At 34.7% G+C, this 277-nt stretch carries 1 protein-coding gene; it reads left to right on the forward strand.

Going from position 1 to position 277, the window contains the following annotated elements; all coding sequences use genetic code 11:
- On the forward strand, positions 1-277 hold a 277-nt coding region (locus SB724_RS19905), incomplete at both ends, for a hypothetical protein (protein WP_410572540.1).

The following is a 277-nucleotide window of genomic DNA, read 5'->3' on the forward strand; positions in this document are numbered from 1 at the left end:
CATCATCTTTATAGCCTTAGGAATTGCATCAGCTATATTGGGCTTTTATCTTATTCGGGAAGAACCTCTTTTTTCACTTGCGTTCTTTATCGGTTCCATCAACTGTGGAATTTCTGCATTTCATGAATATTCGTATTATACCCATAGAAACCAACCTATTGATGAGAGAAATTTACCCGGTGAAATGATTATCAAGTATTCTGTATCGGAAATGGTGAATAGTTTTTTAGGCTACTCCGTTTTTATAGCATTAGGTATATTCTTCTTAACGATGGTT

This window comes from Bacillus sp. SIMBA_031 (genome assembly GCF_046535225.1).
Lineage (GTDB): Bacteria > Bacillota > Bacilli > Bacillales > Bacillaceae > Bacillus > Bacillus velezensis.